A 25991-nucleotide genomic window follows, 5' to 3' on the forward strand; every position below is an offset into this window, starting at 1 on the left:
GGACCCAAGACACCGCTATTTCCTTTTCCGCGGCTCATAGTTCTTCGACCGAGGCCGTGAACGTGTAGCCTACCAACCGAACGGTCTGCAACAACAATGGCTCGCGGGGGTCGACCTCGATCTTCTGGCGCAGACGGCTGATATGGACATCGATGCTGCGCTCGATCGGTCCGGCAAGACCAGCATGGGTCAAGGACAACAACTCCTCGCGGGTGATCACTCGACCCGGATTCCGGCAGAAAGCCAGAAGCAAATCAAACTCCGTGGTCGTTAGTGCGACGCGGGCATTTGTGGGATCATGGAGTTGGCGACGCATTGGATCGATCTGCCAGCCATCAAAGCGCAACCTGCGCTGTCCGGTTGTCGACACGAGACCATAGGAGACGCGTCTGAGAAGGCTGCGCACCCGTGCGACGACTTCTCTTGGACTGAATGGTTTGGTGACATAGTCGTCGGCGCCCACTTCGAGCCCGACAATCCTGTCGACCTCTTCGCCCAACGCAGTCACTAGAATGATCGGTATCGTCTTCTCGGCACGGATTTTTCGGCAGAGCGTCAGCCCATCCTCGCCGGGTAACATCACGTCAAGAATGATGAGGTCAAATGTATTGTTTCGTAGAAGCGACTGCATGACATGACCGTCCTCCGCGATCGTCGGGGTCATGCCATTCTCCCGCATCGTCATTGCCAGGAGTTTGCCGATGTCGGGATCGTCTTCCACGATCAATACCTGAACATTTGCCGCTGATGGCTGCATGTTTAGTCCCTCTTGCCCTTGCCTAGAGCATGCATTCGGGGCGCGTCCCTCATATTTCGATTTGTTACATTTTGTTGCGAACCATGCCAATGAAGAAGGTCGGACCACGCAGGCCCGCCCCCTTTCAGTTTGCGCCGCCTGACATCGGCGACGCCTCTGTACCCTTAAGCTTCGGCCGAATGGAGGAACGGTCTGCAGCTGCGGGCAATGCGATCGCCAAAATTTGAGACGATGAGATGGAGGGAGGGAATGACAATCAGCGACAACAGTGTGGATACGAGCAAGCCGCCAATCACCGCGATCGCCATCGGAGAGCGGAACTCTCCGCCATCGCCCACGCCGAAAGCCGAAGGTACCATGCCGCCCGCCATGGCAAGCGTCGTCATGATGATAGGTCTCACTCTCTCACTGCAAGCTTCGATGATAGCCTCGAACCGAGGCAGCCCGTGCGCTTCACGCTCAATGGCAAAATCCAGGAGCATGATGGCATTTTTTGTCACGATCCCCATCAGCATCAGGATGCCAATGACAACGGGCAAGGACATGGCATTGCCGCTGACGAGCAGTCCCCCAGCCACGCCACCAATTGAAAGCGGTAGTGATGCAAGGATGGTCCAAGGCGCCAGCAAGCTGCCAAACAACAGGATCAGGACCACCAAGACGAGCATGATCCCCGAGCCCATGGCGACAGCAAAGCTCTCGAAGACACTGCCTTCTGTGTCAGAATCCCCAGTTGCCTGGATGCGCACGCCATCCGGGAGATCCGTCACGCTTCGAAGTTTCAGCAGCCGCTCCATCCCCTGCCCTGAGGTCATTCCGGGGGCCATATCCGCGCCGAGCTCCACGAGGCGGCTTCGATCTGAACGTTCGATGGCAGAAACCGTCTCGTCGAAACTGACGTCCACGACCGCTGTCAGCGGTATGCGCGTTCCATCGGAACGAGCGACCGTCAGCAGTTCCAATCTACGGAGATCATCACGAGATTTGGCGTCAAGTACAGTGCGGATGGGGATCTGCCGAGATCCGTCGAGCATGCTCGGCAAACGGCTGTCGCTATCACCGACGGTCGACACTCTGATCAGATCGGCAATGTCTGCAGGCGACAGCCCGAGCATGGTCGCCTTGTCGGTCTGGACCTTGAACCGGAGTTCGGGTCGCATCGCTGCATTCTCCGCTGCGGGGGCAATGAAGGATGGATCAGTTGCCATTTCGTTGACGATGCGGTTCGCTGCCTCCTGTACCTTGCTACCGTCGGTCCCGAGTACGGCAAAGGACATGTCGCGCCCGCCGCGGCTGTTGAGAAAACGAAGTTTGGTATCCGCGATCGAGGCAAGATTGTTTTCAATATCGGCTTCGATCTCGAAAGATGACCGTGAACGCGCAGATTTGTGCGACAGATCAATCAGCAGAGTGGCAAAGCGAACATCCTGCTGACCCGACATGCTGGAACCGGCCTGGACGAATACGCCTTCGACCTCCTCAAATTTGCCTATCCGCCGAGAAGCTTCATCGGCAACTTCGCGAGTTTCTTTAAGGGCTGAACCCGGAGGCAGCTCGATCGTCAAAGTCAGCTGGCCCGTATCCTCTTCCGGCAGGAAGGCAGTTGGAACAGAGAGCAGGGCCATCATGGCAAACACAAAGGATGCCATTGCCACTCCGACGGTCACCCATCGCCAACGCAGGCTGAACCGCAGCAGGCGTTCGTAGGCGGTGATAAAACGTCCTTTGGGTGCCTCTACCGGAGGGCTGCCTGTCATGAAATAGGCCGCCAGGATAGGCGTAATCAGGCGTGCCACGATCAGAGAGAAGAAGACGGCAATGGCGACGGTCAGGCCGAACTCACGGAAATACAGACCAACGACGCCGCTCATCATTCCGACCGGCGCGAAAACGGCGATGATCGTGGCCGAGATCGCGATGACGGCTAGCCCGATCTCGTCTGATGCGTCCAGAGCAGCTCGATAGGCTGACTTTCCCATGTTGCGGTGACGAACGACGTTTTCGATCTCGACGATGGCGTCATCGACCAGAATGCCGGTCACCAACGTGATGGCGAGTAGGCTCAGGATGTTGAGAGAAAACCCGAGGAACTCCAGAGCGAAGAATGTGGGTATGATGGAAAGTGGTAGCGCAACCGCAGCCACTACCGTCGCGCGCCAGTCCCGCAAGAATAGGAAAACGACGATGATGGAAAGGATCGCCCCTTCCACCAGGGTATGCATCGCAGAGCTGTAGTTGCCGGCAGTATAAGCGACATTGTCGCTTACGAGACGGAAGCCGACATTCTCGTGACTGGCGCCCAGCTCGAGCACGGCATCCGCTACGGTTGCCGCGACGGAGACATCACTGGCGCCTTGAGTGCGATAAACGGAAAAACCGACGACGTCCTTGCCATTCAGCGTTGCAAAGGATCTGGGCTCTGCAATGGTGTCCTGAACCCGGCCCAAGTCGATGAGGCGGACCGAGGCGTCAGAGGACAGAGCAATGCGCTGATCTGCCAAGCCCTCAACGGTCCTGGCCGCAGCCATCGTGGTGAGGGCCTGCTCGCGCCCGCTAACATCGCTTCGACCACCTGAAGCATCCACCTGCGTTCTGACAAGTGCGTCGTTGACGGTGTTTGCGGACAGGGAAAAGGCGTGAAGCCTGTCGGCATCGAGTTCAATGCGGATCTCGCGATCGGCGCCGCCGACACGCTCGATGCGCCCGACCCCGGGCAATCCCTGAAGCTGTCTTGCGACGATGTCATCGACGAACCAGGAGAGTTCGGCGACTGTCATATCATGGCTGACGACTGCATAGGTCACCACAGACTGCCCCTCCTCCTCGACCCGTTCGATGACGGGTTCGTCGATTGACGGCGGCAGGTCGGAACGTATCTTGGCTAGAGCATCGCGCACATCGACCATCGCCCTGTCTGGCGTCACCTTGCCGACTTCGAACTCGACTGACGTCACCGAGCGACCTTGGCTGATCGTGGACTTGAGTTCTTTCAGTTCTGGCAGGGACGCAACCGCATCCTCGACCAGCCGGGTAACTTCGGTTTCCAATTCAGTCGGCGTCGCTCCAGACTGTTCTATGGTGACCTTGACGAGGGGAGTAATGATGGTCGGGAAATAGGTGACCGGCAGGCGCGAGAAGCTGTAGAGCCCCACGATCGTCAGGATGAAAAACAAGAGGATTGATGCCAATGGCTTACGGATTGCCCAGGCCGATAAGTTGGCGTTCATCGACGAAATCCCTCACCAGCATCGGCCGGCAGCAGAGCCTCAGATAGCTCGCGCTGCGTAGTGACCTCAGCAGAAGCAAGGTCGGGGATAGGGATGACGCGGTCCCGATCCCTGAGAAAACCGCCTGCCTTCAAGACGACCATCTCGCCATCTCCAACACCCTCGAGGATTTCCACCAGGTTGTCGCGCTGTGCGCCCACTTTGACATTTCTCACCGAAACAAGATCATTGTTGACGACGTAGACGCTATTGACGCCTTCCGCGCTTTTGACCGCCGTTCCCGGTAACAGAATATTGGACCGTTCGGCGGTATCGACCTCGCCGCGGGCATAGGCGCCCGGTATGAGCGGGGCATCGCCGTCAAGTTCGATCCGGATAGAGCCGCTCCTCGTCTTCGGATCCAGCCGTGCAGCGCTCAATCGCACAGTTCCAGCCACAGGTGTTTCAACGCCAGGCACCGCGATCCTAGCCATCATGCCTTCCTTCAGGCGAACGAAGCTGGCATCGGTGACCTCGGCGACAAACTCGATTGCCCCATCGCGCGCGATTGTGAATAGTGGATCGGCTGAGCTGGAGGTCAGGGCTCCGACATTGGCGCTACGTTCGAGAACAATGCCGGCGCTCGGCGCCCGCACTGTGCATCGCTCCAGCGTCAATTCGATCTCGCGGCGTTCGCTCGCAATCAGCTGCTCGTCCGCTTCGGCCAAAGCCAACGACGACCGCGCCAGTTCCAATTCCGCTATTGCGCGATCATAGGCGTTCTGATGCTCTTCCAGCGTTTGATCCGAAACGGCTCCCTTGGGCCGAAGGGAACGGCTTCGCTCGAGCCTCTTCAAGGCCTCACGTTCGCTCACCAGAGCGATATCGACCTTGCTCCTCTCTGCAGCGATTGCGACTTTCGCGCGCTGTATGCTTACCGTATTCTTGTCCAGCGCTAACCGGGTCTCCTTGGAGTCCAAAAGCGCCAACGGTTCTCCAGCCTCTACCCGTTCGCCAACCTCGATCAGGATTTCGGTAATCTCTCGTCCCTCAATGGACGGATGAACCTGGATCACTTCACGGGCGGCCAGCGTGCCGACCACGGTGATCTGCTCCGTAACAAGCCCCTGGCGGGCAACGACGACTGTCACCGGCATCTGATCCGCCGCTCCGGCTGGCATACCGCTAATCGTAAGACCAACACAGCCCGCAAAAGCGAAACTGATATTACGCCAAAGTACAGGCCGGCCCGGCCATGCTTTCCCGTCCATGAAACCACCTCTTCGTTGGCTGCGGAAAGTTATGAGCCGCAGACGATCTCGAAGTTCGGACACTAGAGATTAGGTCGGCCAATGGGGTTTCATCGTGTTGCTGTATGTTACGAGACGCGGGCCTTGCCGGGTCAGCCCCTGTCAAAGGGGCAAGCGCTCCCCCGCAGGTGAAGCCTCAAGAGTTGGCGCTGAACGGCGCCAAGCACCGATAGCCTCCGCCTTGAAGGGACATGAACCGACGACCCGCCATAACTTCGGATCCAAGCCCGCAGGAAAGCGAGCAAGATCATGCATCCGGTTCATTTGGAATGTCCCGAAGGGGGCCGAGTGGGGACGGTCGGCTTCCGCTAGAACGGTGGAAGCAGACAATAAGTGGTATTTAGCTGCCAGATCATCAATTTTGACTGAGTCCGCGTTTAGCCAGAAGAGCCCGACATCATTTCGGAGGCCTTGGCCCTAGCTCTACAACGCCACGGTCAACGTCGGCGTAGTTGTCCGCAAATCGTCACCGGGACCCCTTAGGCTTTAAAGATTGTTGAGGTGAAGCTGCATCAGTTCATCAAAGCAGGACTGGTTTGCGGCAAGAACCGGATGCCCATTCAGGAACTCGGGACCGCTTGCGGGAAAGGCAAGGCTCTTTCCGCCGGCTTCGCGGACGAGGCAGAAACCGGCCATGCAGTCCCACGCTCGCATATGCGGTTCGTAATACCCAACCAAGCGGCCTGCTGCGACATAGGCTAGCATCAACGCACCGGACCCGTTGCGGATGAAATTACCGCCCTCCTCCATGAGGCCTGCGATGATCGCACCGACGCGTTCGGGGGTGACGTAGTTGTTGCAGCCTATCCCCGTCATTGCATTCTGCAGATTGCGGGTGGGGTCGAGGCGCAGGGACTTCCCATTCAGCGTCGCACCGAAACCGAGCGCCGAGGCGTAAAGCTCATCCGAGCAGGGCACATGGATCACACCCACGACCGGCTCCCCATCCCGGACGATCGCGACGGAAACACACCAGGTCGGCATCCCGTTGACGAAGGGAGCGGTGCCGTCGATCGGGTCGACAACCCAGGTGAAGCCGGAGGAGCCTTCGTCATGGCCGAACTCCTCGCCTAAGAACCCGTCATCCGCATAGATTTCGGCGACGCGTTCCTTGAGGAAGGTCTCGACGTTGCGGTCGGCGATGGAAACCACATCCTGTAGGTCGCGCTTCGTTTCGATCACCAGCGTGTCGCGCCGGTTGAAATAGTCGAGCGCCATGGCGCCCGCTTCCGCTGCCAGCGTCTTGGCGAGGGCAAAGCGCGCTGCGAGTGCCGTATCATTCATTGTCATTCTCTTCTTCCTTGGTCTTCTTTTAAAAAATCTTCAGCCGCTGATGACGGCAATGCCACGGTTCTTGAACGCCAATGTGACGTCGCTCGTAGCAGCATGGGCATGGTCCACGTCGTGATCGATGACGAAGAGCGTGCCGACATCGGTCTCGACCTCATATTCGACATGACCGCCGAGATAGGCGGAGTGCAGGACGCGGCCCCTCAGGCCCTCTGCGCCGGCAGAGTCGATCCGGATGGCACCGGGCCGCACGGCGAGTTTGGCAGGGCCTCGGCCCGCCTTGGACTGCAGGCGATGCTCGAGATTGCTGACACGCACCAATACTTGGCCGCCCTCCGATTGGACCACCTCACAGGGCAGCACATTCGCCTCCCCCATGAAGTCGGCAATGAAGGGCGAGGCCGGCGCTTCGTAGAGTTCGCGCGGTGCCCCCGACTGGGCGATCTCGCCATCCTTCATCACGATAATCCGGTCGGAGACGGCAAGCGCCTCGTCCTGGTCATGAGTGACATAGACGGCTGTGAAGCCAAGGCGTTGCTGGAGATCGCGGATCTCAGTGCGGACGCGGCGCCTCAAGCGTGCATCGAGGTTGGAGAGCGGCTCGTCGAGCAGAAGCACCTGCGGCTCTAGGACTAGGGCTCGCGCCACAGCCACGCGCTGCTGCTGCCCTCCCGACAGTTCTGCCGGAAGGCGATGCCCCATGCCCGCGAGGCCAACGAGTTTGAGGCCTTCCTCGGCCTTCTCACGCGCCTCCTTCTTGCCCGATCCTGATGACTGAAGGCCGTAGGCGACGTTTTCCAGCGATGTCATATGCGGAAAGAGCGCATAGGACTGGAAGACCATGGACACGTCGCGTTCGTTGGCCGGCAGCATGGTCACATCCTTGCCACCGATCAGGATCTTTCCGGACGTCGGGTGCTCCAGACCCGCCAGCATGCGCAAAGTTGTCGTCTTGCCGCAGCCGGAGGGGCCAAGCAGGGTCACCAAAGTACCGGGCTCGATGGTGAGTGAAAGATCATGGATGGCGGTGAAGGCGCCAAAGGACTTGCGGACATTCTGGAAGGTGACGGATCCGGCTTTGACAGTGATCATGCGGTTTTCTCCTGACCGAGAGGAACGGGACTGTTGTTGCCGAGACCGGCGATACGGTTTTCGCGACGCAGCTTGCGTTCGCCGACGAGGAGCTGGAAACCACCGATGATCGTGATCATCACAATGATCAGCATGGAGGAATAGGCGATCGCCACGCCGTACTCGCCATTTTCGACTAGGCCGACGATGTAGGAGGTCGCCATGTTGTGCTCGGCGCTGACAAGGAAGATGACAGCACTGATCGAGGTGATGGCTCGCACGAAGGAGTAGACGAGTGCGGCGGTGATCGCTGGACGCAAAAGCGGCAGGATAATCTTTCGCACCGTGCGGAAGCTGTCGGCTCGAAGCGTGAGAGAGGCTTCATCCAGGCTCTTGTCGAGCTGGCTCATCGCCGCGATCCCGCCGCGGACACCAACCGGCATGTTGCGGAAGACAAAGCAGGCGATGAGGATCAGGGCAGAGCCGGTCATTTCGAGCGGTGGCAGGTTGAAGGCCATTATGTAGCTGACGCCGATGACCGTGCCGGGGATGGCAAAGCTCATCATCAGGGCAAACTCGAAGATGTTCCGACCGGCGAACTTCTGCCGGACGATGATGTAGGCGGTCAGAAGTCCGACGGCTGCGGTCAACGGCGCGGAGATCAGCGAAATCTCCATGGTCGTCCAGAAGGAATTCCAGGCAACACCCGTCCAGGCGATCGAGCCGTTCTGGATGCTGACCGAAAACGCGCGGGCGTAGTGTTCGAGGGTCAGCGTGTTGTCGAGGCCCCAGGTGGTGACGAAGCCGCCCACGAGGATCATGCCGTAGATGACGACCGTGAAGATCATCCACGGGATGACGAGAGCATGTACGCCGATCGAGATACCGCGCGGCAGGGCAATATGGGCGCCGCTGTCGCCCTTGCCGGTGACGGTTGCGAAGTTCTTCCCCGACAGCCAAAGACGCTGGGCAAGAAAGGCCGACAGCGTGAAGAAGAGGAGGACCAGCGCCAGCACCGCGGCGCGCGACGGATCGTTCTGCGAGCCGACAACGGCGAAGAAGATTTCGGTCGAGAGCACACCATTGCTGCCGCCGAGCACCAGCGGATTGCCGAAATCGGCCATGCTTTCGATGAAGCCGATCAGGAAGGCATTGGCGAGGCCCGGCTTCATGAGAGGCAGCGAAACGCGCCAGAAGGTGCGCCAGCGATCGGCTCTCAGCGTCTGCGAAGCCTCTTCCATCGACGGGCTGACGCCCTCGACGACACCGATCAGGACGAGGAAAGAAATCGGGGTGAAGGACAGGACCTGAGCGATCCAGATGCCGGTCAGGCCGTAAAGCCAGCGCCCCGGCTCGATACCGAACATGCTGGACAGGGTTTCCGTGACCACGCCGGCGCGACCGAATAGCAGAACGAGTGCAAGGCCGATGACGAAGGGTGGCGTGATGATCGGCAGGACCGTGAGAAGGCGCAGGCCCTTCTTGAACGGGAAGCGGGTGCGGGTCGCCACGAGTGCGAAGGCAAGGCCCAGTAATGTGGAGGCGGACGCCGTCATGATTGCGAGCGTGAAGGTGCGCCAGGCGACGCCGCAGCGGCCCTCACCCACTAGGCAGCTCAGGCTCCAGATGCCCGGATCCTGCAGGTTGCGGATGAAGCCATCCGGCTTGAAGGAACCGTCGAAATCCTGGACGGCCGCCACCAGCATGCTGCCGATTGGATAGAAGACGAAGACGAAGACGAGGAAGACAAGGAGCGAGATCGACCCGACGACGAAGGCATCGCCCTTCATCACGCCGCGTTCGACCAGACCGAAGGCGAACATCAGGACGAAAACGATTGCCATAGTGACGGCACCGGCACCCATCGAGGGTTGTCCGTCGGACAGTGCTCCGAAAAGCGTTTCGCTGATCCCCCAGGTCCAGCCGGAGAAGCCGACCGCCAATCCCTGCAGGCAGAGATAGACGAGACCAGCTCCACCTGCTGCCGCAAAAAACGCACCACGGCGCATCGGGTCGGCAATGAAACGTGCTGCGAAACCGAGACCGAAGAAGAGCACGACACCGAGAAGCCAAAGGCGCCCGTGACCCACCAACTGCAGAACGCCTGGCGCAGTGCTCTCCGTGAAGGGAAAGTCGCCGAGCCAATCAAGGCCGAAGAAGCCGGATTCCAGCCTGTACCAGGGAAGTAGAATGAAGGACGCGGCTCCAAAGGCCAGCAACAGGTCCAGTCTGCGGTTGCCATGTCTCATGGTCGACCTCATCAATAGATTCGCGGGAAGAGAAATGGGCCGGCGGTCCAGAGACCGCCGGCTGATAGGGTAAGGCGTCAGTTGGCGACAGCGCCGATCTCACGGTCCCAGCGCTCAAGCAGCGCCTTGCGCTTTTCCGGATCGCCATAAGTCTTGAAATCGTAATCAATCAGCTTGATGTCCTCGAAGCGCGGCGCTTCCTTGGGGATCTCCGCCGTCTTGTTCGAGGGAAGCTGGAAGGACTTGGCGTCCTTCATGCGCGACTGCACTTCAGGCTTCAGCGACCAGTCGTACCAGGTCTTGGCATTCTCCATGTTGCGAGCGCCCTTGACGATCGACATGGAGCCGATCTCGTAGCCGGTGCCTTCGCAAGGTGCGATCGACTTGACCGGGAAGCCCTCGGCCGTCTGGGCCACCGCATCATGCATGAAGACGATACCGAGGCCGGTCTCGCCGCGGGCAGCAGCCTTCACCGGCGCGGAGCCGGACTTGGTGTATTGCGAGATGTTGGCGTTGAGGGACTTCAGATATTCGAAGGCCTTGTCTTCGCCCATGATCTGTACGAGCGAGGCGAGCGCGGTATAGGCGGTTCCGGACGAGTTCGGGTTAGCGATCTGGATCTCGCCCTTTAGTTCCGGAGCCAGTAGGTCGGCCCAGCAAACCGGTTCCTTATAGCCCTTCTGCTTGAAGATCTCGGTGTTGTAACCCCAGCCGAGCGCGCCGGCATAGACGCCGACGGTCTTGAAGCCCGAGCTTTCGGCCTGGTTCTTTGCCCAATCCTGCAACTGGTCCAACATCGGCGACTTGTATTCTTCCGTCAGCCCTTCGGAAGCGGCCTGGAGATGAGGGTCGCCGGTGCCGGCCCACCAGAGGTCGGTCTTCGGATTGCGGGCTTCGGCGCGGATCTTGGCATAGGCCTCACCGGAGGACATGCGGACCATGTTGACCTTGATGTCGTGTGCCTTTTCGAAATCGCCCTGCATCTGTTCGCAGATCACGACGTCGGCGGCGCAGATAAGGTTGAGCTCACCGGCAGCCAGAGCCGAACCGGCAGACAAGCTCGTGCCGGCGAAGAGTAGAGTCGAGAGTATTGTCAGTCGCATGGGTATCCTCCTGTTGCTTGCGTCTGATGGAAGTCGAAGAAAACGGACAAGCCTTCGGCGGCGGTGCCTGGAAGGCACCGTGTCTGAGATCGTCCGGTCGTGGAAAAATCAGTTCGTCGGGTTGATCTCGCTATCGAAGCGGCTCAGGAGCCGACTTCGCTGTTCGGGTGATCCGAAAGTGGCAAAATCATAGTCCACCATCTTGATCATCGAGATATCGGGAGCGGCGGGCGGCAGCACGGCCCGGGCATTGGATGGCACCTGGTTCTGGCCCGCGGCAGCACCGGTCGCCTGCCCTTCGGGGCTCAGCGCAAAATCGACGAATCGCCGCGCCTCTTCCAGATTGCGACTGCCCTTGACGATGCTGACCGCTCCGATTTCGTAGCCGGTGCCCTCGCAGGGCGCGACGATCACGAGGGGAGCGCCCGCCTCTTTTTGCGTGACGGCATCATGCATGAAGGAGATGCCGATCGTGATCTCTCCCCTGCCCGCCGCCTTGACCGGCTCTGCACCGGCCTTGGTATATTCGGTGATGTTCTGGCCGAGTTCGCGCATATAGCCAAAAGCCTCGTCTTCGCCAAGCAACTGCACGAGCGTCACCAGCGTTGTGAAGGCGGTGCCTGACGAATGCGGGTTTCCAGACAGGATGTGGCCGCGATAGATCGGCTTGGCGAGATCCTTCCAGCAGTTGGGCGCCGGCAATCCTGCAGCCGCCAGAAGCTCACCGTTATAAGCAAATCCGAGTGCCCCGGCATAAAGGCCGACGGACGTGCCGCCGGACAGGGAAAAGAAGTTCCGAGCCCAGGGCAGAAGGTCTGCTTCTTGCTGGGGACGATAGGGTTCAAGCAATCCTTCATAGGCTGCCTGCAGATGCGTGACCCCGGTCCCGCCCCACCAGACATCGACCGTCGACGCGTCTTTCTCAGCCCGCACACGGTCGAGTATTTCTCCGGTGCTCATCCGCGGCATGTTGATGGCAAGCCCGGTCTTCGCCTCGTAGGTCTTTTCCATGACGGCGCACCAGACCTCGTCGACACCGCACAGAATGTTGAGCGCGTCGGCTGCCCGCGAACTCGTAGCCGTGGCAAAGGTTACAAGCACCCCTGCGCCGATGGCGGTCAATAACTTCACGTCGCCCTCCCTTGGAACCTCCCCGTTCCAATGACTGAATCATGTCCATATCGGTTCCGGCTGGCAACCCGGAGAATGGTTACCGATCTTTCAACAGGGCCGCTTCCATGCGTTTCAGGGATTTCAAATATTACAATTGTGACGTCCAGCGATAACCAGCAAATCTTTGGCGTTTTCTCCCTGCCCGGTTATGATGCCGATGGGAGGACTGCAACGTGTTGAACCAAAAGGTGAAAATTCTGATCGTCGAAGACGATCCGGATATGGCGGAGCTTATCTGTGACCTGGTGGAGGCAGAGGGATGGATACCAGTTACCGCCCCCTCAGCCGAGGTTGCACAAGAACGATTGCAACATGAGACGGTTCAACTGGTTCTGGTCGACCACAATCTGCCGGGCCTTTCGGGCCGAGCCTTCGCGCAGCGTTTGAGGGCGCAGACCGATGTCGGCATCGTCATGGTGACAGCAGCAGGAAGTGCGACCGATCGGGTGCTGGGGCTCGAAACTGCGGCGGATGACTATGTGGTCAAACCCTTCGAACCGAACGAACTGACCGCACGGATCAAGGCTGTTCTCCGTCGTACCCATCCACAACTGCGCCACGACAGGGAGATTGAGCGCGAACAGCCGTCGACGGCGCTCAGGCTCGGCGAATGGGCTGTCGATTTGGCTCAGCGCCGCGCCGTTTGCCTGACCGATCCAACCAAGGCGCTAACGGCAGCAGAGTTCGCCCTGCTTGAGATCCTCGCCGAGACGCCGAACGCGCCCGTGAGCCGCGCCCAGATTCTCGACCGTATGGGCGCTGACTCCGATCGTTTCGTTGATCGCAACGTCGATGTCCTGGTGCTACGTCTCAGGCGTAAGATCGAGCGGAACCCAGACCTCCCACGCCATATCCAGACCCGGCGCGGCAAGGGCTATGTCTTGCACACTGACGATGCTGGATCCCTGCCTTGATTAACCGTGCATTCCTCTCGTCCATCGCCTTTCGATTGCCCTTCGCAATTGCATTCATCTGCGTCTCGGTTCTCCTCCTGTCGACCGTCGCCATCTATGGTCTGCAGAGGGCGCGCAGCGAAATGTCGGCCTACAGTGTGCAGGCCTTCTCAAGTCTCGCCAAGGCCTCGCTCGTCTCAAGGCAGGTTTCCGACCTCGTTTCGAGCGCACCTTTCCTGATGAATGCAACGTCCCCCTACCGTGTCTCGAGTGAAAGCCGTGCCGTGGTTGCCCAGGTGGGCACCCTTCTGCAAACCATGGCACCGGATAAGCCGGGCGCTGGCATGCCAGGCACCGGCGCGCACCGGATCATCGAACTGCTTGAGAGGATCGAGGCCCAGACACTGGCACTTGCGGCAAATGCAGATGCCGCACAGTTACACAAGGCAGAAGCGGCCGTCGCACTCGGAGAGATAGCTACCGCTCGCGCCATTCAGGATCAGGAGCTACGGCAGCGCCTGAACGACATCGCACAATCAGCCTCCACGTCGGACAGTCTCTTCCAGCTTGGCGAACTTCAACGACGCTTCGTGGCCGAGACGACCGTCCGAATGCTGGTACCAGGCCCCAATCTAAGGGTCTCGCCTGAGCAACTGGAACCCTACCGTCGGATCTTTGAGGCACAGACCCGTTACCTCCTGGAGATGTTCACCATCCGCGCATCGGTCTCACGGCTGCACACAGTCTCGCGCGACCTCTCGCATGCAACCGAAACCCAGAGCGCATTCGTTGCCAGCGCGCTGAACAAGAATCTCGAAGCCACCTCAAGCGCATTGCGCCAACTGCTTTTCATGATCGTGCTTGCATCCTTCGCGGTCGTTATCCTCGCTATTCTCTCAATTCGCTCAGTTATGCGCGTTTCACACGGAATAGGTGACCTCTCGCGCGGCATGAATGCGCTGGCTCGCGGAGAGGAAAATGTCGGGCCGCCCGTTTATGCCGGGACTGAAACGGAGCTGATCCGCTTGCTTGACGCCTTTCGCGCTTTCAAGGAGAGCGTCGATCGCGTGTCCCGTCTGAGACGCACGGCAGAAGCGGCTGCTCGGACGATCCGATCCACTTTTCGGTCGATGAATGAGGGCATTGCCCTCTTCGATCCGACTGGCCGACCGATCACGATGAACCGTCGCATCATCGAACTGATGCGCCAAACGGGATCGTCGCGAAAAATGTCGCTGCGCCGGTTCGTTGGAACGGTCCCGGAGATCGATCCCCTTCTTATGCCCACCGAAAACGAGAGCGGCTCGCTTGTGGAGCGTCAGATGCTGCGGCACCGGTTTGTTGACGACCAGGTGGTGGAGATTTCTGCTTCAAGGCAACCTGACGGCGGCGTGGTCCTGCTCGCCCGCGACGTGACGGCCATGGATCGCCAGGAGATCGAGGCGGCCCGCGCCCAGCGCCTGGATGTGGTCATGCGAATGACGCATCAGGTAAGCCACGAGGTTGGCAATATGATCGGCATCATCACCGGCAGTCTTGGCCTACTGGAGCGCGAACCAGAGTTCACCGAACGGCAGAAGCGGCACCTCGGGCGCATAAGAAAGGCCGCTGAACGAGGGCGCGCACTCGCCTCCAGCATGTTATCCGTCGGTAGCCAGCAGCAGATACGGCCAGCCTCGATAGACATCGCCACGATCCTTCAAGGGATGGCGGATGTACTGGAAATGGCAATTGGCGCCCGCAATCGTTTGGAGCTGGATCTCGCAGCCAATCTGCCAACCGTCAGTCTCGATCCTGCGCTGCTCGAGCAATCCATTCTGAACCTTTGCCTGAACGCGTCGGCCGCAATGCCAGATGGCGGAACAGTCCGAATTGAAGCGCGCGGGGAGGCAAACACGGTCACCATCGCAGTCATCGACGAAGGTGTCGGTATGTCACCCGAAGTCCTCGACCAAGCGATGGAACCCTACTTCACCACGAGGTCGAAAACCGGAGGGTCTGGCCTCGGGCTCGCCATGGTCTACGGGTTCGTCCGCCAGTCTGGTGGTGAAGTCAGAATCACCTCTCGCTTGTGGGAAGGCACACGCGTAGAGCTTTGTTTCCTTCCGTCGCAGTCGGATGCAACGCCGTGGCAGGCTGAACACGAGCGGGTCCAAGCTCACCATTGAAGGGCTTTAGCCCTCACCATTCGGCCGAGCATGACAGAAACCTGGATAACCAAAAACGGAAATAATTCCGCTCGTCCGCCATGTTGACGTCGGCCCAACGCCAGGGCACAAAGATGGCATCCACGGTCGCTCGCGGCAGGAAAACAGAGGAAAATCAAAGGCTATTTTTCTAAGCCATTGAAATCATGTGAGAATCCAGCCTCTCCAGGCAGGCCATTTTAGGTCGGTTTTCCGCTGAAAAACAGCGACTATCTCTCAGAGAAAAAGCGACGCCTTCTCAACAACTTGAGCAACAGTTGCGCAGTTCTTCAGGCCACCCGTCGTCCTTCTGGGAGCTTCGCGAAATCGGCTGGGGATCCAACGCGAGCATTGTAGTCGTGCCTCCGACGGCTTGCGTGCTCCAGAAACGAACTCAGCAGAGTCGAAGGTCACCCCGCATCCAGATACTGTATGTGATCTGATTCGTTCGGCCCTACCCCTCCTGCCCACAATTCGACTAGAGATAACAACGAGGACCAGCGCATAAGCGTATGTGAACCGTTCGTACGTGTCCTGTTTGGGAGGACTAATTGAAGATCCTGTTCGTGGAAGACGATCCCGAGCTGGCTCGTTGGATGATCAAGGCGCTCAAGCAGCGATACGACTTCATCATCGACTGGGCTGAGGACGGCGCCGTGGCGGACAACCGTTTGCGGACGGAAGAGTTCGACGTCGTGATCCTCGACCTCGGACTTCCCGTGATCGATGGAAGGTCGCTGCTTGCCGCGATGAGAAACCGGGGTGACAACACACCGACCCTGATCCTCACTGCCAGGGACACACTCACCGAGCGGATCGGTACCCTTCACGAAGGGGCTGATGATTTCCTGGCAAAGCCCTTCGCGATCGAAGAACTCGAGGCGAGACTGGTGGCGCTTGTCAGACGATCGCATGGCCGAAATACGGGCACGTTTTCCTGCGGCGGCCTGACCTACTCTCCAGCGGAGCAGCGGTTCACGTTTGATGACGCGCCGCTTGAACTCACTCCGCGTGAGCACTCCATGCTGCGTGTCCTGATCCAACATGCAGGCGAACCAATGTCGAAGCAAAAGATCATGGACCGGATGTTCTCCTACGATGCCGATATCCAACTCGAAGCAATCGAGGTCATCGCGCATCGCCTGAGGAAGAAGCTATCGGGGTCAGTTCAGATTACGACGCTGCGGGGCATCGGCTATGTTCTTGAAGCGAACCTGCCATGACACATCAACCGGAACGCAGCGGACGCCGCCTGGCGATCACGATCGGCTACTGGATCCTACCAGCCATCATCGTTGCGATGGCCTCGACATTGTGGTTCAGCACGACGACAATCCGAGAACTTGCAGACAGTGCCTATGACCGATCACTTGCGGGTGCCATCCGCGCGATCGATGCCAATATCTCTAGCGAAAGCGGCGGCGTGGGCGTCGAGCTTCCTTATAATCTCTTCGCCTTCTTTCAATTGACTGCCCAGGGCACGGTCTACTTCAATGTCTCGACCAGCGACAATCTGGTTCAAATCGGTGACGTTCTTTTACCGAAAACGCCTGGACTCGAAAGCGGCGAAATTCGGTTTCATGACGGCAATTATTTCGGTCAGGATATCAGAGTTGGTGCCCTCAAACGTCCGCTCGACCCGGCAAGTCCCGAAGGGGTCCAGATCACCATCCAGGTGGCAGAGACCAAAGTATCGCGTGGGACATTCCAGAATGCGCTAATCAAGCGGGCGATCCTTCGGGATGTGCTCGTCGTGCTCATCCTTGGTCTTCTGATTGGTCTCGGCGTCTTCAAGGCGCTCCAGCCCCTGAACCGTCTGAAGGACACAATCGATGCGCGCGAGCCCGACGATCTGAAGCCGGTTGCCGTCGCCTCCCTGCCGCTCGAAGTCCAACCTCTCGTGCAGGCGATGAACGGGATCATGCAAAGGACTGCCGAAGAGGCAAGCCAGCAACGCCGGTTCCTCGATGACGCATCGCATCAGCTCCGTACGCCGATGACCATCCTGCGAACCCAGATCGAGTATGCGCTGCACCAGTCCTCGCTCCCGGATGTCAAGGCGACGCTCGTATCTTCGCGTGAGGTATTGGAGCGATCGATCAGAACGACCAACCAACTCCTTGCCCTGGCAAAGGCGCGCACCGCTCAAGGGACTGAAATCTATCCGCAGGAAAGGCTCGATCTCTCCGAGACGATCGCCGACACGATCCGCATGCTCTGGCCGCGAATCCGATCCCGGAAAATGAACTGCGTATTCGACGCCTCGGAACACGCAGTGATCGTGCGGGTCAACGAGGGCCTTCTGCGCGAGGCGCTCACCAATATCATTGACAACGCCGTTCATTACGCCCCGGAAGGGTCACTGATCACCGTATCCCTTGCTACTGCTACCGGCCGCGCCGAGATCGAGATCATGGACGAGGGCAAGGGCATGAGCGAGGAAGATATTCGACTTGCCGGTACACGCTTCAGAAGCGGAACGAGCTCTGGAAGCGGCCTTGGGCTGGCAATCGCCCTCACGGTGGCCCGAGCAAATGGTGGGACGATGGCGTTGCAAAACCGGCAAGACCGGACCGGTCTGTTGGTAAAGATTTCCTTACCTGTCAGTCGTTGAAAGCCGAATGAAAGCTTCGCTGCGATATATCCAATGTGTGCAGATTGGAGGTCTGCATCAGTTTTTGGAGGAGAAATCAATGTCACTTTCTATTCGCGCTGCCTTTTTGGCGGCGACCGCTTCGGCTTTTTCAATCGCCGCCCCAACCATCACACTTGCAGAGCCCGCCAACCCCGAATGTATCGCGCCGGCCCAGCCTGGCGGCGGCTTCGACATCACCTGCAAGCTTGCTCAGTCAGCGCTTCAGCAGTCTGGTGCATTGCAGTCGCAGCTTCGCGTATCCTATATGCCGGGCGGCATCGGCGCGGTGGCCTACAACGCCATCGTCGGCCAGCGCCGGGCAGAGCCTGGTACGATCGTCGCCTTTTCGGCAGGCTCGCTTCTCAACATCGCTCAGGGCAAGTTCGGCGCCTACTCCGAGAAAGATGTCCGCTGGGTGGCCAGCATCGGCACGGACTATGGCGCGGTCGTGGTCCAGGCTGACAGCCCCTACAAGAACCTCATTGAATTGATGGGTGCCATCAAGAAAGATCCGACATCCGTGATCATCGGTGCGGGAGGAACGATCGGCAGCCAGGACTGGATGAAAGCCGCCATGGCGGCGCGCGCGGCCGGCATAGACTACAAGGCGATGCGCTTTGTCGCCTTTGAAGGCGGCGGCGATTGCGCAACCGCGCTCCAGGGCGGCCATGTCGATGTCTGCATGAACGATGTCGGAGACAGTCAGGCCGCCATCGACGGCGGTGCGCCGCTGAAGCTGCTGGCAATCTTCTCCGAGGAGCGGCTGCCCGGCAAGCTCGCCGAAGTGCAAACAGCCAAGGAACAGGGCTTCGATATCCTCTGGCCGATCGTGCGTGGATTCTATGTCGGTCCCGACGTTTCCGACGAGGATTACAAGTGGTGGTCGGACGCGTTCGAAGCAACCATGAAGTCGCCTGATTACGCGACTGCGCTGCAAGAGCGCAATCTCTTCCCTCTTTCCATGACAGGTCCTGAGACCACCGCATTCATCGAGGAACGGGTCGCCGCTTACAAGACCCTCGCGGCCGATTTCGGTCTGGCGACCAAGTAAGGTTTCAGAACAATGTATACCGACCGCATTCTCGGGGCGGCCGCAATCGCGGTCGCAGCGATCCTGATCGCCTATGGGTACGGGCTCGAGGCACCATTTGCCTACGAACCGGTCGGCCCCCGGGCATTCCCGCTGATCGCCGCATCGATCATCGCCGTTTGCGGCGTGATCCTGCTCTTGAAATCGGGGGCTGCGGGTGGTTCTGAAACTCCGATGCCCGGCAGAGCGGTTCTCGCACTGTCGGGCTCACTCCTCGCCTATGCCATCCTGTTTCAGCCGCTCGGTTTCGTCATCTCGACTGCCACGCTCATGGTGCCGATCGCGATGATTTTTGGAGCCAAGTGGTGGCAGGGCGCTTTGACCGGCGTCGTTCTTGCCGTCTCGTCCTTCATGCTTTTCGATCGCGTGCTGGATGTGGTTCTTCCCGTCGGCCCTTTGGGAGGTCTTATCTGATGGAAACCCTCGGTTATCTCATCCATGGTTTCAGCGTTGCCTTGACGCCGACCAACCTTCTGCTTGCATCATTGGGTGCGATCGTCGGCACCATGGTTGGCGTGCTGCCGGGCCTCGGGCCTATCAATGCCGTCGCGATGCTAGTCCCAGTTGTCTTCGCGCTCGGACTGCCGCCGGAAAGTTCTCTCATCCTGATGGCCGCCATCTATATTGGCTCGGAATATGGCGGCCGCATCAGTGCCATTCTGCTCAATGTTCCAGGCGAAGCCTCAGCGGTCATGACCGCTCTTGAGGGCTATCCCTTGGCGAAACAAGGAAAGGCTGGCATCGCGCTGTCGCTCTCGGCCTGGACGTCCTTCGTGGGCTCGGCGGTGGCGACTATCGGCATAGTTCTGGCCGCTCCTGTCCTGGCTGGTTGGGCGCTTGCCTTTGGCCCGGTCGAATACGTGGCGCTGATGGTGTTCGCCTTTGCCTGTCTGACCGGACTTCTGACCGACCAACCGGTGAAGGCCATGCTGGCTATCGCATTGGGACTGGCGATTTCTACGATCGGCATCGATGCGAATTCGGGAGTCTACCGCTACACATTCGGCACGCCAAACCTCGTTGATGGCGTTCAGTTCGCCACGGTCGTCATTGGCCTCTTTGCCATCAGCGAATTGCTGATCATGCTGGAGACCATGCATGGCGGTACTGCTGTCCGGATCAAGCAGATGGGCCGCTCCCTCTTCAATCGGAGCGAAATGGCCTTCACCCGAATGGCCACCCTCCGGGGGTCCGTCATCGGCTTCTTTGTCGGCATTCTCCCGGGGGCGGGCGGAACCGTCGCCTCTGCGCTCGCCTACACGACCGAAAAACGCATAGTTGAAAAGATCGACCCTGAAGGCAGCCAGTTCGGCAGGGGCGACATGCGTGGGCTGGCCTCCGTAGAAGCCGCCAACAACAGCGCTTCCAACAGCAATTTCATCCCCATGCTCACACTCGGGATCCCAAGTTCTGGAACGACGGCGATCATGCTGGGCGTCCTGACGCTCTATAATCTGACCCCGGGCCCTGCGCTGTTTAGATCACAGCCGGATCTCGTCTGGGGATTGATTGCCTCGCTGTTCATCGGCAACTTCATCCTGCTCGCCATCAACATCCCACTCGTTGGTGTCTTCGCCCGTATGCTATCCGTTCCAGCCTGGGTCCTGGTGCCGTTCATCGTGGTCGTGAGCACAATCGGTGTCTACTCGGGCAAGTCGACCACGTTCGAGCTGGTCCTGATGGTGGCTCTTGGAATTGGCGCCTACCTGCTCAGACGTCTAGGGGTACCCATGGCGCCCCTGATCCTAGGATTGGTGCTCGGCAAGATCCTGGAGCAGAGCCTCCGCAGGGCGCTCTCTCTTTCGGCTGGGGAAATCAGCATACTTTGGTCGAGCCCGATCTCGATCGTGCTCTGGACCATGGCAGCCGCAGTCTTTCTCGTGCCGCTTCTCATGCCGAAGTTTCAGCGCTGGCGCTCGGCGGCGTCCCTCGGTAATAATTGAGGCTCGCAGACCATGCTGTGTTGTGCAAGCGCCGGAGAGTTGAGAGGCCGGGTAGGCCCTGGCCCAATACTCCCAAGCGCTTGTCAACAAAATGTTCGCCACAATCGGGAGCAATTACACTGAGTTGTATTTCCGCGCCTTTCCGGGTTCGCTAGACCTCACTTGTAGAATGCACGCACTTGGTTTGGCCTCCGCCTTGAACGGACACGAACCGGAGACCCGACATTACTTCGGATGCGAGACGCCAAAGAAATCCGACAGATCACACATCTGGTCTATTTGGACTAACTGACACGACTTATCGCCAATTCATTCCCGCACCGGATCACGGATCCAACGAATTGAAGGTTATCGAGTGCTATGAGCTGCTGCAGCCGATTTCCAGCGAACAGGACGTTATGTCATCGGTTTTGAACGCGGCCTCAAGATAGAGCGCACAGTCCGCTGGAGGCGGCATGTGGGTCGATGTCTATCCGATGACCTGCAATGAGACGGGAAACCGTCAATCGCGAATGTCTGCATTTCGGATTAAATAACGGCAAGGTGGCACACTATTTCAATTTCGCCGCTCATCCCGCCAATGCCAATTCGCGCAGGGCACTCCCGTCGCTCAGGAGCTTCACCAGGTCCTGAAGCACAAAAGCACGCTCATGTAGCGAGGAACAAAGTCCCTCGTTACATGATACGGCACGCTAGTTGTCGTTAGGCAGCGACGGCGGCAGGAGATTCATCACTGCTGTCAACCCTGTAGCGGATCAGGTCCTCGATCGAAATCAGCGGCAAACCATGCTGGTCGCAGAATTCGATAAGTTCGGGCAGCCGCGCCATGGTCCCGTCATCGTTGGCAACCTCACAGATCACGCCGGACGGTCTGGCGCCGATGAGCCGCGCGAGATCGACGGCTGCCTCAGTATGCCCTGGGCGACCTAGCACACCTTCCGGATGGGCACGCAGTGGGAAGATATGTCCCGGTCGCGCGAAGTCGTCGGGCCTGGTTGCTTCATCCATAAGCGCCCGGACTGTCGCGGCTCGATCTGCCGCGGAGATCCCGGTGGTTGTCCCGTGGATATAGTCCACCGACACGGTGAAGGCCGTCTTGAGGTACTCGGTGTTGTTCGGGACCATCAGGGGGATGTCGAGCGCATCCAGCCTTTCGCCTTCCATGGCGACGCATACAAGCCCACGGGCATGTTTCATCATGAAAGCGATGGTCTCCGGCGTCACGTAATCGGAAGCGACGATGATGTCGCCTTCGTTTTCGCGATCCTCGTCGTCAACGACCACGACCATGCCCCCGCGTGCGAGGGTCTCCAATGCATCTTCAATTTTCGACAGTGTCATTTCAGTGCCTTTCAAGGGTTACCGCGTGAGCGGTCAAAACACGACCTGACGGTCGCAATTCCATCCCTTGGGCGAACACAGCATACGCGCCTCCCTGTGCAGGGAGCCGCAATAGCCGATGCTCTCTTTCATCCGGACTTTAACCGTCGGCTCCGGCATTGCACCGGATCTGCTGCCTTTCACCGAGATGAAAGCGCTCGCGGGCTCCCGGCAAAGCCGGATACCGCCGGTGGGGAGTTTCACCCCGCCCTGAGAACATCAGTAAGGTAGGGGAGAAGACATAGGTTTTTCAAGAGGAAACTGAGCAAATACAGCAATTACCGGCGTGAGTGTCGCAAGTCAGTATGTGAAGGTCGCGAAACGAAAAAAGCACGGTGCAGATAGCACCGTGCAGGCTTGGGAGACGTTTGTATTGTGTCGCGACTACCAGCAGCAGAAACCGCCATCCACCAGAAGATCGACACCAGTGACAAAGCTTGCGCCACCGGAAAGTAGGAAGACCGCCGGTCCGACCATTTCATCGACCGTCGCCATCCGCTGCATCGGTGTCTGCTCCTCAAAGAGCTTGGTCTGGTGCACCATCTCGGGACGGGTGTTCATAGGGGTTGCCGTGTAGCCGGGGCTGATGGTGTTGACGCGGATGCCACGACCTACCCATTCCATAGCCATCGATTTGGACATGTGGATCACCCCCGCCTTCGATGCATTGTAGTGGCACTGGTTGAGGCCGCGGTTGACGATCACGCCTGACATGGAGGCGATATTGACGATCGATCCTCGGCCGTTTTTCAGCATCGCGCGGGCTTCCGCCTGGCACGAGAGAAAGACGCCTTTGAGGTTGATGTCCATCATCGTCTGGAACTGGGCTTCTTCCATCTCCTCCGCCGGGTTGGCATTGGCAATTCCTGCAGCATTGACAGCGAGCGTCAACGGGCCGAGTTCGGCCTCCGTCCGGGAAACGGCCTCGTTCAGGGAGGCGGATTGTGTTACGTCCGCTGCGATTTCGATACTGCGGCGGCCTGCGGCTTTCACGTGACGCGCGGTCGTTGCCAGTCCGTCATCGGTGCGGCGATCGAGAAGCGCGACATCCGCACCGCATTGTGCAAGGCCGATCGCAATCCGCTGGCCGATGCCGCTGCCGGCCCCCGTCACCAAAGCGACATTGCCCGAGAGATCGAAGAGTTTCGGGGCGTTCAAAGTCATATCCAACATGGGTATTTCTCCTGCAATTCAGATCGTGGCCAGTTCCATCACCGACACGTCATTGGCTTCCGCGCGGTCGAGAATGCCCGCCTGTTTTCCCTGAGCCATTACCATGATCCGGTTGGAGACGCCGAGAACCTCTTCCAGATCCGAGCTGACCACGATGACGGCTATGCCCTGACGAGCGAGTTCCATGATGGTGTCGTAGATCGATGAGCGAGCGCCGACGTCAATGCCTCGCGTCGGCTCATCAAGGACAACAACCCTGGGATTTCTAGCCAGCCACTTGGCGAGAACCACCTTCTGCTGGTTGCCGCCCGAAAGCTCGCCTGCATTCTGCTCGCCGCGACCCTTGACGCCGAACTTCTTGATGTAGCCGTTGGCGAATTGGCTTAGCCGCTTTGAGGTTATCCAGCCGGACTTAGAGACCGCGTCGAAATTGGCGTAGCCGATGTTTTCGGTAATCGAGTGTTCGAGAACGAGACCCTGGAGCTTCCGGTCTTCTGGAACGAGGACGACACCATTGCGGATCGCGTCGCTGGGCGATCGCGGAGTGATTACCGCACCGTCGAGCACCACGTCGCCGGTCGCGATCGGGTCCGCCCCCGTGATCGCGCGAACGAGTTCGGTCCGGCCCGCACCCACCAGACCCGCAATGCCGAAGACTTCGCCGCGCTTCACCGTAAAGTTTATGTTGCCGAACGTGCCCGATGGAGAGGACAGGCCGCGCACTTCGAGCATGACGTCGTCGGACGGAACAGGCACGGCGGGGAACATGCGGTCCAACGAGCGGCCAACCATGGCCTCGACAATGGTGCGCACCGGAACGTCGCCACTTTCAAACTCCTGCACCTTGGCACCGTCGCGCATAACGACGATCCGATCAGCGATTTGGCGAATTTCCTCAAGTCTGTGTGAAATGTAGATGATGCCGACGCCGTCGGCCTTCAGGCGCTCGATCTGACGGAACAGGAGCTGCGTTTCCTCGCCTCCGAGCGCTGCCGTAGGCTCGTCGAGGATGAGAAGGCGAGCGTTCAGTGTCATCGCCTTGGCGATTTCGATCAACTGCTGCTTGGCCGTGGACAGGCCTTCCACCAGGCGTCGGGGAGATACATCAAGACCGAGCCTCTGGAGGCCGGCATGGGCACGCTCTTCCATCGCCTGGCGGTCAATGCGTCCGCTCTTGGTAAGGTAGCGGCCGACGAAGACATTTTCGGCGATCGACAACTGTGGCAGGAGTTTCAGCTCCTGGTGGATCATGCCGACACCGGCATCCATGGCGGCGCGTGGTGTGGCTGGCGCATAAGGCGCGCCGAACCAGGTCATCGACCCGGCAGTTGGCTGAACGGCGCCGGAGATAATCTTCGAAAGAGTAGATTTTCCGGCGCCGTTTTCACCGAGCAGTGCCACGACTTCACCCGCCCTCACATCGAGGTCGATGCCGTGCAGGACCTCGAGCGATCCGTAGACCTTGCGGATCTGCCGGAGCGAGAGGATGGGAGGGAGGTCATTGGCAGTCATGGCGCTGTCTTCCGGTCGTAATCAGGGATGCTCGGCAACGAACTTCGCAGCGTTTTCCGGCGTCGTCAGGAAGCCTGGAAGCAGCTGTTCGGCCGGCAGAGTTTCGCCTGCAGCAAGCTTGATGGCGCTGTCGACCGCGAGACGCCCAATGCCGCGAACCTGCTGCGTTGCGGTGGCGTCGAAGCCGCCTTCAGCAAGGATTGGCAGAGCCGTGGTGTCGCCATCGAAACCGCCAACGTAAACGCGCTGCGACACGCCGGAGACCTTGACTGCCTGTGCGGCACCGAGAGCCAGGCCGTCAGCCTGGGCAAAGATCAGCGATACATCCGGGTGAGCCTGAAGCAGGTTCTGGCCGATGTTAAGGCCTTCGGCCTGCGACCACTGTTCGCTCCACTGCTGAGCCACCAGTTCGACGCCCGAATTCTCCTCGATCGCCTTCATGCAGCCCTTTGTGCGCTCGACTTCTGGCGTCGTACCCTTCTGTCCATGGATCATCAGCATTTTGCCTTTGCCACCGGCAAGGCCAATAATGTGCTTGCAGACTTCGTAAGCCGAGGTTGCGTTGTCGGTAGCGATGAAAGTGTCACCTGGGGCGCCGTCGGCATTGCGGTCGACGTTGACGACAGGGATGCCGGCTTCCTTGGCAAGACGGGTCGGAACGGCAGCAGCAGCAGCGCCTGCCGGAATATAGATGAAGGCGTCGATATCCTGTGTCAGCAGGTCCTGCACCTGGCTGACCTGCGTCGCGCTGTCATTCTTGGCGTCAACAGTGATGACCTCGATGCCCTTCTCCTTGGCATAGGCTTCGACGCCGATCTTGATCTGGTTGAAGTAGTCGGCCTGCAGGTTGGACACTGCGAGCCCGATCTTCTTGACCTCTGCGGCGGAAGCGCCGAGCGGGTTAAGAGCAGTCGTCGCCAGTGCTGCGGCGGCCAGAAGCATGGTCTTAAGTTTCATGGTAGATCTCCTCCGTTGTTTCGGCACCCCCGCTACCATCGCAGGACCGAAGTTTTGCCTGGC

The 25991-nt window shown here is 59.2% G+C and carries 19 protein-coding genes and 1 riboswitch; of the genes, 7 read left to right on the plus strand and 12 right to left on the minus strand.

From position 1 onward, the window contains the following. Positions 1-34: 34 nt before the first annotated feature. From BW978_RS18290 to BW978_RS18325, 8 genes are all read right to left on the minus strand, one after another. Positions 35-757 (minus strand): response regulator transcription factor, encoded by a 723-nt coding sequence (locus BW978_RS18290; RefSeq protein ID WP_076397258.1) that lies wholly within the window; start codon positions 755-757, stop codon positions 35-37. Positions 758-921: 164 nt separating this feature from the next. Next, the gene (locus BW978_RS18295; protein ID WP_076397259.1) at positions 922-3984 is read right to left on the minus strand and encodes an efflux RND transporter permease subunit; all 3063 of its coding nucleotides are present in this window, start codon (positions 3982-3984) and stop codon (positions 922-924) included. Then, complete coding sequence (locus BW978_RS18300; protein WP_076397260.1) at positions 3981-5234, minus strand: efflux RND transporter periplasmic adaptor subunit; 1254 nt, start codon at positions 5232-5234, stop codon at positions 3981-3983. Before BW978_RS18300 ends, BW978_RS18295 begins: the two co-directional genes overlap by 4 nt. Positions 5235-5759: 525 nt before the next feature. Further along, positions 5760-6563: an inositol monophosphatase family protein gene (locus BW978_RS18305; protein ID WP_076397261.1), complete on the minus strand. Its 804-nt coding sequence runs from the start codon at positions 6561-6563 to the stop codon at positions 5760-5762. Positions 6564-6596: 33 nt separating this feature from the next. Continuing rightward, positions 6597-7655 (minus strand): ABC transporter ATP-binding protein, encoded by a 1059-nt coding sequence (locus tag BW978_RS18310; RefSeq protein WP_076397262.1) that lies wholly within the window; start codon positions 7653-7655, stop codon positions 6597-6599. Next, positions 7652-9883 (minus strand): ABC transporter permease, encoded by a 2232-nt coding sequence (locus tag BW978_RS18315; protein WP_076397263.1) that lies wholly within the window; start codon positions 9881-9883, stop codon positions 7652-7654. Before BW978_RS18315 ends, BW978_RS18310 begins: the two co-directional genes overlap by 4 nt. A 77-nt stretch (positions 9884-9960) precedes the next feature. Beyond that, entirely contained in the window at positions 9961-10986 is a 1026-nt protein-coding gene (locus BW978_RS18320) for an ABC transporter substrate-binding protein (protein WP_076397264.1), read from the minus strand. 108 nt (positions 10987-11094) lie between these two features. Beyond that, positions 11095-11997: an ABC transporter substrate-binding protein gene (locus tag BW978_RS18325; protein ID WP_139330603.1), complete on the minus strand. Its 903-nt coding sequence runs from the start codon at positions 11995-11997 to the stop codon at positions 11095-11097. 335 nt (positions 11998-12332) lie between these two features. On the opposite strand from BW978_RS18325, the gene BW978_RS18330 reads away from it, so the two are divergent. The 7 genes from BW978_RS18330 (at position 12333) to BW978_RS18360 (ending at position 20906) form a co-directional block, all read left to right on the plus strand. Then, positions 12333-13073 carry a response regulator transcription factor gene (locus BW978_RS18330; RefSeq protein WP_076397266.1) on the plus strand — a complete coding sequence of 247 codons (741 nt, stop codon included), beginning with the start codon at positions 12333-12335 and terminating at the stop codon, positions 13071-13073. Next, entirely contained in the window at positions 13070-15220 is a 2151-nt protein-coding gene (locus tag BW978_RS18335; RefSeq protein WP_076397267.1) for a sensor histidine kinase, read from the plus strand. Before BW978_RS18330 ends, BW978_RS18335 begins: the two co-directional genes overlap by 4 nt. Before the next feature lie 569 nt (positions 15221-15789). Continuing rightward, the gene (locus BW978_RS18340; protein ID WP_076397268.1) at positions 15790-16461 is read left to right on the plus strand and encodes a response regulator; all 672 of its coding nucleotides are present in this window, start codon (positions 15790-15792) and stop codon (positions 16459-16461) included. Then, on the plus strand, positions 16458-17852 hold the full coding sequence (locus BW978_RS18345; protein ID WP_076397269.1) for a sensor histidine kinase: 1395 nt from the start codon (positions 16458-16460) through the stop codon (positions 17850-17852). The genes BW978_RS18340 and BW978_RS18345 overlap by 4 nt, the downstream gene beginning before the upstream one ends. 79 nt (positions 17853-17931) lie before the next feature. Then, complete coding sequence (locus BW978_RS18350) at positions 17932-18924, plus strand: tripartite tricarboxylate transporter substrate binding protein (protein WP_076397270.1); 993 nt, start codon at positions 17932-17934, stop codon at positions 18922-18924. A gap of 12 nt (positions 18925-18936) precedes the next feature. After that, on the plus strand, positions 18937-19377 hold the full coding sequence (locus BW978_RS18355) for a tripartite tricarboxylate transporter TctB family protein (RefSeq protein WP_076397271.1): 441 nt from the start codon (positions 18937-18939) through the stop codon (positions 19375-19377). Further along, positions 19377-20906, plus strand: coding sequence for a tripartite tricarboxylate transporter permease (locus tag BW978_RS18360; RefSeq protein ID WP_076397272.1), 1530 nt, complete (start codon positions 19377-19379; stop codon positions 20904-20906). Before BW978_RS18355 ends, BW978_RS18360 begins: the two co-directional genes overlap by 1 nt. A 702-nt stretch (positions 20907-21608) precedes the next feature. Here BW978_RS18360 and ribB read toward each other — a convergent pair. The 4 genes from ribB to BW978_RS18380 all read right to left on the minus strand — a co-directional run bounded on the left by ribB (position 21609) and on the right by BW978_RS18380 (position 25928). Further along, positions 21609-22247 carry a 3,4-dihydroxy-2-butanone-4-phosphate synthase gene (gene ribB, locus BW978_RS18365; RefSeq protein WP_076397273.1) on the minus strand — a complete coding sequence of 213 codons (639 nt, stop codon included), beginning with the start codon at positions 22245-22247 and terminating at the stop codon, positions 21609-21611. A gap of 116 nt (positions 22248-22363) precedes the next feature. Further along, a riboswitch (FMN riboswitch) is annotated at positions 22364-22508 on the minus strand. Positions 22509-22670: 162 nt separating this feature from the next. Next, positions 22671-23459, minus strand: a complete 789-nt coding sequence (locus BW978_RS18370; protein ID WP_076397274.1) for an SDR family oxidoreductase — start codon at positions 23457-23459, stop codon at positions 22671-22673. A gap of 18 nt (positions 23460-23477) precedes the next feature. Next, positions 23478-24971 (minus strand): sugar ABC transporter ATP-binding protein, encoded by a 1494-nt coding sequence (locus BW978_RS18375; RefSeq protein ID WP_076397275.1) that lies wholly within the window; start codon positions 24969-24971, stop codon positions 23478-23480. A 21-nt stretch (positions 24972-24992) separates the two neighbouring features. After that, the gene (locus BW978_RS18380) at positions 24993-25928 is read right to left on the minus strand and encodes a substrate-binding domain-containing protein (RefSeq protein ID WP_076397276.1); all 936 of its coding nucleotides are present in this window, start codon (positions 25926-25928) and stop codon (positions 24993-24995) included. Positions 25929-25991 lie beyond the last annotated feature (63 nt).

It is taken from the genome of Rhizobium sp. RU33A (assembly GCF_900156055.1).
Classification (GTDB): Bacteria; Pseudomonadota; Alphaproteobacteria; order Rhizobiales; family Rhizobiaceae; genus Allorhizobium.

Bases quoted from the DNA above. Each gene is read 5' to 3' on its own strand.
- BW978_RS18290 (WP_076397258.1), bottom strand. From the start codon at position 757: ATGCAGCCATCAGCGGCAAATGTTCAGGTATTGATCGTGGAAGACGAT.
- BW978_RS18295 (WP_076397259.1), bottom strand. From the start codon at position 3,984: ATGAACGCCAACTTATCGGCCTGGGCAATCCGTAAGCCATTGGCATCA.
- BW978_RS18300 (WP_076397260.1), bottom strand. From the start codon at position 5,234: ATGGACGGGAAAGCATGGCCGGGCCGGCCTGTACTTTGGCGTAATATC.
- BW978_RS18305 (WP_076397261.1), bottom strand. From the start codon at position 6,563: ATGACAATGAATGATACGGCACTCGCAGCGCGCTTTGCCCTCGCCAAG.
- BW978_RS18310 (WP_076397262.1), bottom strand. From the start codon at position 7,655: ATGATCACTGTCAAAGCCGGATCCGTCACCTTCCAGAATGTCCGCAAG.
- BW978_RS18315 (WP_076397263.1), bottom strand. From the start codon at position 9,883: ATGAGACATGGCAACCGCAGACTGGACCTGTTGCTGGCCTTTGGAGCC.
- BW978_RS18320 (WP_076397264.1), bottom strand. From the start codon at position 10,986: ATGCGACTGACAATACTCTCGACTCTACTCTTCGCCGGCACGAGCTTG.
- BW978_RS18325 (WP_139330603.1), bottom strand. From the start codon at position 11,997: ATGGAAAAGACCTACGAGGCGAAGACCGGGCTTGCCATCAACATGCCG.
- BW978_RS18345 (WP_076397269.1), top strand. From the start codon at position 16,458: ATGACACATCAACCGGAACGCAGCGGACGCCGCCTGGCGATCACGATC.
- BW978_RS18350 (WP_076397270.1), top strand. From the start codon at position 17,932: ATGTCACTTTCTATTCGCGCTGCCTTTTTGGCGGCGACCGCTTCGGCT.
- BW978_RS18355 (WP_076397271.1), top strand. From the start codon at position 18,937: ATGTATACCGACCGCATTCTCGGGGCGGCCGCAATCGCGGTCGCAGCG.
- BW978_RS18360 (WP_076397272.1), top strand. From the start codon at position 19,377: ATGGAAACCCTCGGTTATCTCATCCATGGTTTCAGCGTTGCCTTGACG.
- ribB (WP_076397273.1), bottom strand. From the start codon at position 22,247: ATGACACTGTCGAAAATTGAAGATGCATTGGAGACCCTCGCACGCGGG.
- BW978_RS18370 (WP_076397274.1), bottom strand. From the start codon at position 23,459: ATGTTGGATATGACTTTGAACGCCCCGAAACTCTTCGATCTCTCGGGC.
- BW978_RS18375 (WP_076397275.1), bottom strand. From the start codon at position 24,971: ATGACTGCCAATGACCTCCCTCCCATCCTCTCGCTCCGGCAGATCCGC.
- BW978_RS18380 (WP_076397276.1), bottom strand. From the start codon at position 25,928: ATGAAACTTAAGACCATGCTTCTGGCCGCCGCAGCACTGGCGACGACT.